Here is a 5,360-nt window from a genome sequence, read left to right on the forward strand (position 1 = left end):
TCACCACCGACCCCACACCGGCATCGGCGGAATGACACCAATCGAGCGCCTACGCGTTCACAACCTACCCGTGAAGAACACCTAGGGCTTGGTGAACAGCTCCACCTCGGAAGTCAGCGGCAGGTTGAGCGTGGTGCGGATGCCGGGCGGGGCGGCGATCACCGCGGGAATGGCATTGACGATGCGGCCGGCGCCGGCGGCGATGGCGGCGTAATTGTGGTCGCCCTTCTTGCTCGTCGGGCAGATGTCGACGGTGTAGGACGGCTCACCGGTGATCTCCACCCGGTAGGACCCGCCGGGCTGCGCCGGCTGCGCCCAGTCCGGGCGCAGGTCCTCGCGCAGCCGGGTGACGTGCTCGACCACGATCGCCGGGTGGTCGCCGACCATGCCCTTGATCTCGAAGCGCACCGCGGCCACGCCGCCCTTGGGGATGTGCCCGGCGGCGACGTCGAAGGCCTCCGGGGCGGGCTCACGTTCGTAGCTCTCGGTGATCGAGTCCAGCTCGATGTTGAGCCCCGCGGCGAGCTGACGGATGCCGCAGCCCCAGGCGATGCCGAGCACGCCGGGCAGGAACAGCATCGGCACGTCATCCATCGAGTTGCCGAACCCCATGACGTCGAACATCACGGTCGCGCCGTCGTAGGTGGCGTAGTCGGCGATCTCCATGCAGCGCACCTGCTGGATGTTCTGGCACGTGCTGGCAATCGCCAGCGGGATCAGGTCGGTGACGAAGCCCGGGTCGACACCGTTGATGTAGATGCTCGAATTGCCAAGGCGGCCGGCCTCTTCCAGCGGCTCGATGTATTTGTCCGGCATCGACCCCCACGGGAACTGCAGCACGACCGGTGCCGATCCGACGACGTTGATACCGGCGGCCAGGATCTTGCGGACGTCCTCCATGGCCTCGGGCATCCGGGTGTCGCCCATCGCGCAGTAGACCGCACACTCGGGTTCGGTCGCCAGCACCGCGTCGAGGTCTTTGGTGGCCAGGATTCCGGTCTTCACATCGAGGCCGGCCAGCTCGCCCGCGTCCTTGCCCACCTTCTCGTCGGCGGACACGCACAGCCCGGTGAGCTCGAAGCCCGGGTTCTCGATCAACTCGGATAGGGCTATCCGGCCGACGTTTCCGGTGCCGATGTGGGCAACGCGGATGGCCATAGATTCTCCTGACGCTCGGGTCTGCGGTCGGTTCAGTATGCGCACTGGGCGCCGAAACTGGAACAGGTTCTACCTCGCGGGCAGGGCGACCGGTAGCCTGTCGGCTCATGGGACGCGTAGACGACAAGGTAGCCATCATCACTGGTGGCGCACAGGGGATGGGCGCCGCTGACGCGCGGATGCTGGTCGCCGAAGGCGCCAAGGTCGTGATCGGAGACATCCTCGACGACAAGGGCAAAGAGCTCGCCGACGAGCTCGGGGACGCCGCGCGCTACGTGCACCTCGACGTCACCGAAGCCGATCAGTGGAAGGCCGCCGTCGAGCTCGCGATTGCCGAGTTCGGCAAGGTCAACGTGCTGGTGAACAACGCGGGCATCGTTCAGGTGGCGCCGCTGAAGTCGCTCGACGTGGAGCGGTGGAAGAAGGTGCTCGACGTCAACCTGACCGGCGCGCTGCTGGGTATCCAGGCCGTCCTGCCGTCGATGAAGGAATCCGGTGGCGGCTCGATCATCAACGTCTCGTCCATCGAGGGCATGCGCGGCGCATCGTGGGTGCACAGCTACGTCGCGTCCAAGTGGGGTCTGCGCGGGCTGACGAAGTCAGCGGCGCTCGAGCTGGCCTCGGACAACATCCGGGTGAACTCCGTGCACCCCGGCTTCATCCGGACCCCGATGACCAAGCACCTGCCCGAGGACATGGTCAGCGCCCCGCTGGGCCGTCCGGGTCAGCCGGAGGAAGTGGCCACGTTCATCGTGTTCCTGGCCAGTGACGAGTCATCGTTCTCCACGGGGTCCGAATATGTCGTCGACGGCGGTCTGATCACCGACGTTCCGCACCGCGCGATGCCCTAATCTCTGCGGCGGGTCCGCAGCGCCAGTGAGCTGAACGCCGCACCCAGCGCGGCCCGGCCCAACGCCGGGAAATGTCCGATCGCGTTCGCCGCGCCACTGCGGCGGCCGGGGATCGACAACCGGAGCACCGGCCAGTCGTTGGCGGCGGCCTTGGCGGCCAGACCCGGGCGCGGGTTGACCGGCCGTGGGTGGCCGACCAGCGACATCAGCGCGGCGTCCTCGTCGCCGTCGGCGTAGAAGTAGCTGCCCGCCAGATCGATGCCGTTGGCTTCGCAGAACCGTTGCACCGCAGCGGCTTTCTGCCGTCCCCAGATGATCGGCTTGGTGATCGTCCCGGTCAGCCTGCCGTCGTCGTCGAGCTCGAAGGTGTTGCACACCACCTGCGAGATGCCCAGCGCACGGGCCACCGGCTCGGCGTGGATGGTCAGCGCCGAGGAACTGAGCACCACGGTGTGGCCGCGGGCGCGGTGAGCTTCGACGACCTCGCGCATCAACGGGTACACCCGGGCGGCGATCTGCTCGGCGTACAGCCGCTCGCCGATCTGGTCCAGGTCGGCCAGGGATTCACCGCGCAGGTAGCCGGCGGCGCGCACCAACAGCCGCTCGAACTGCATGCGGCCCAGCTTGTAGCGCAGCGACGCTTCGACGACGCCCATCACCTCGCCGATCCTGGCCTGCCCCCGGCGCACCCGGTCGCTGGCGTGGGCGGTGGCGGTGAACCCGGCCACCAGGGTTCCGTCGAGGTCGAAGAACGCGCCGACGGCCGGTCCGGCCGGGCCGGCGGCGATCTGCGCGAGCGGATCCGATGACGGCGTCACCCCACCATCATGGCTGAGGCTGGCGAGTCGGGTTGACGCGTCGTCCACAAGACTCCACACTTACAGTCATGTGCAGTCAGAAATCCACAAATTCGGTCAGCTGACGTGCTTCCGGTCGAGCGGCACGAGGCGATCGTCGAGGCCGTCAGCGCCGGTCAGGCCGTCAGCACCGACGAGTTGGTGCGGCTGCTGAACGTCTCCGCCGAGACCGTTCGTCGCGATCTGGCGCTGCTGGAGGAAAAGGGCGCCCTGCGCCGGGTCCACGGCGGAGCTGCGGCGGTGGCCGATCGCCGCGGTGTCGAACCTTCGTTCACCGAGCGGTCGATGATCTGCCATCAGGCCAAGGCCCAGCTGGCCAAGGCAGCCGTCGGGCTGCTGGCGACCGGCCAGACGGTGATCATCGACATCGGCACCACCGCGGTGGCCGTCGCGCGCGCCATTCCGCGCGGCTTCTCCGGAACCGTCATCACGCCGTCGCTGCCGGTGGCCGTCGAACTCGCCGACCGTCCGGGGCTCGAGGTGCTCATCGCCGGCGGGCGGGTCCGAGCCGGCGACCTGGCCTGCTCGAACGCCGCGACCAAAGCCTTCTTCGCCGACGTCTACGCCGACATCGCGCTGCTGGGATCCGGCGGGGTGGACGCCCGCGCCGGGCTGACCGACTTCCACCTCGACGAGGTGGACGTGCGGCGCACCATCATCGCCAACAGCGCCCGCAGCTACATCCTCGCCGACTCCTCCAAGCTCGGACAGGTCGCGCCCTACCGGGTCTGCGGCCTGGCCGACGTCAACGGACTGATCACCGACAAGAACCCGCCGCCCTCGGTCGCGACGGCGTTCGACGAGACGGGAGGTGTGGTGCTGTCAGCGCGACCGAGCGACTGACCCGCAAACGGGTGCGGGCGGCGTTGCAGCGCCGCCCGCAGGACCGAACCTCGACAGTGACATTCCAGCCAGAAAGCCCGATCCCATGTCAGATTCTTCCACACCGAGCACACAATCCCTGGTACGCGCCGGTGCGTACACCGACACCCTCGAACGGTCCACCGGCCGCTTCGCGTCCTTTGCAGTCGCGTTCGCGTTCGTCTCGATCGCCACCGGAATCTTCACCACCTACGGTAGCGTCTTGAAAAGCTCAGGCCCACTTGGCATTTGGACGTGGCCAATCGTCATCGTGGGCCAGCTCGCGGTGGCGCTGCTACTCGGCGCGCTGGCCGCCCGCATCCCGGTGACCGGCTACGCCTACCAGTGGGTGTCCCGGCTGGCCAATCCGATCCTGGGGTGGATCACCGGGTGGATCTCCTTCACGTTCCTGGCGATCGTGGCCGTGGCCGTCGACTACACGGTGGCCGCCACCGTGGTGCCCGCCCTGTTCGATTTCACCGGAACGGCGCTGACCTCGTTCCTCATCACCGCCGGCGTCCTGGTCCTACAGGGTCTGCTGGTGGGCCTGTCCACCAAATGGACCGAGCGGGTGAACAACTTCGCGGTGACCGCCGAGCTCGTCTGCATGATCGCACTGGTGGTGCTGCTGTTCGTCGTCGGCGTCATCGCCCACAAGCTGTCGATGGGCAACCTGTTCTCCCGCGGTGACATCCCGGCCGAGGGCTACTGGAGTTTCGGCACCGCGACGAGTGTCGGCCCGTGGACGCTCGGCTTCCTGCTGGGCGCCTTCACCATCGTCGGCTTCGAATCCGCCGCCAACCTGGCCGAGGAGACCAAGCGACCGGAAATCGTTGTGCCGCGGGCGATGTGGCAGGCGGTGCTGGCCTCGGGCGTGTTGGGCTTCCTGTTCCTGCTCGTCGTCACCGCGGCGGTCAACGACCCGACCGCGCTCGCTGAGTCCGGCACGCCCATCGCCGACGTCATCCAGGACATCCTCGGGTCGTTCGTGGGCACCGCCCTGCTGGTCCTGGTCGCGATCGCGATCTTCGCCTGCGGGCTGGTGATCGTGATGAGCGGGGTGCGCCTGGTCTGGGCCATGTCACGCGACCAGCGCTTCCCCGGTTGGCAAGCGCTGCACAAGGTGTCGCCGCGGTTCAAGACGCCGCTCAACGCGACGATCGCGATGACGAGCATCTCGGCGGTGATCCTGGCCCTGTTCTCCACCAGTACCGATGCACTGTTCATCCTGTTCTCCGCGGCCACCCTGCTGCCGGCCATCATCTACGCCATCACCGTGGCCCTCTACATCGCGACCCGACGACGGCTGCCGGCCAGTTCGGGATTCAGCCTGGGCCGCTGGGAGATCCCGGTCATGGTGGTCGCCGTCGGGTGGCTGGTGTTCGCGCTGTCGCTGTTCCGCGACGCCTCGTTCGCACAGCCGTGGCTCTACGTGGCGGTGATGGTGGGCATCGGTGCGCTCTATCTGGCCTACCTGCTGGCCACCCGCGGCGCGAGCGGGCTCAAGATGCCCGATCTGCGGTCGATCGATGCCGAACTGGACGAAGCTGCAACCGGTGACCACGACGTCCGGGAGGTAACAGGGTGACGGTTCTGGCGATCGATCAGGGCACCTCCGGCACCAAGGCCATCG

At 67.7% G+C, this 5,360-nt stretch carries 5 protein-coding genes; 3 read left to right on the top strand and 2 right to left on the bottom strand.

The window, feature by feature from the left end; translation table 11 throughout:
• Positions 1-81: 81 nt before the first annotated feature.
• Entirely contained in the window at positions 82-1,158 is a 1,077-nt protein-coding gene (locus tag MSZK_RS17680) for a diacylglycerol kinase (protein WP_099250003.1), read from the bottom strand.
• A 107-nt stretch (positions 1,159-1,265) separates the two neighbouring features.
• On the opposite strand from MSZK_RS17680, the gene MSZK_RS17685 reads away from it, so the two are divergent.
• Entirely contained in the window at positions 1,266-2,009 is a 744-nt protein-coding gene (locus tag MSZK_RS17685) for a glucose 1-dehydrogenase (protein ID WP_099250004.1), read from the top strand.
• Here the strand turns inward: MSZK_RS17685 and MSZK_RS17690 are convergent.
• Positions 2,006-2,827 (bottom strand): HAD family phosphatase, encoded by an 822-nt coding sequence (locus MSZK_RS17690; protein WP_099250009.1) that lies wholly within the window; start codon positions 2,825-2,827, stop codon positions 2,006-2,008. The genes MSZK_RS17685 and MSZK_RS17690 overlap by 4 nt on opposite strands.
• A 105-nt stretch (positions 2,828-2,932) precedes the next feature.
• Between MSZK_RS17690 and MSZK_RS17695 the strand changes: the two genes are divergently transcribed.
• Positions 2,933-3,709, top strand: coding sequence for a DeoR/GlpR family DNA-binding transcription regulator (locus tag MSZK_RS17695; protein ID WP_099250005.1), 777 nt, complete (start codon positions 2,933-2,935; stop codon positions 3,707-3,709).
• A gap of 85 nt (positions 3,710-3,794) precedes the next feature.
• Positions 3,795-5,315: an amino acid permease gene (locus MSZK_RS17700; RefSeq protein ID WP_099250006.1), complete on the top strand. Its 1,521-nt coding sequence runs from the start codon at positions 3,795-3,797 to the stop codon at positions 5,313-5,315.
• Positions 5,316-5,360 lie beyond the last annotated feature (45 nt).

The sequence above is a fragment of the Mycobacterium sp. shizuoka-1 genome (assembly GCF_002723835.1).
Classification (GTDB): domain Bacteria; phylum Actinomycetota; class Actinomycetes; order Mycobacteriales; family Mycobacteriaceae; genus Mycobacterium.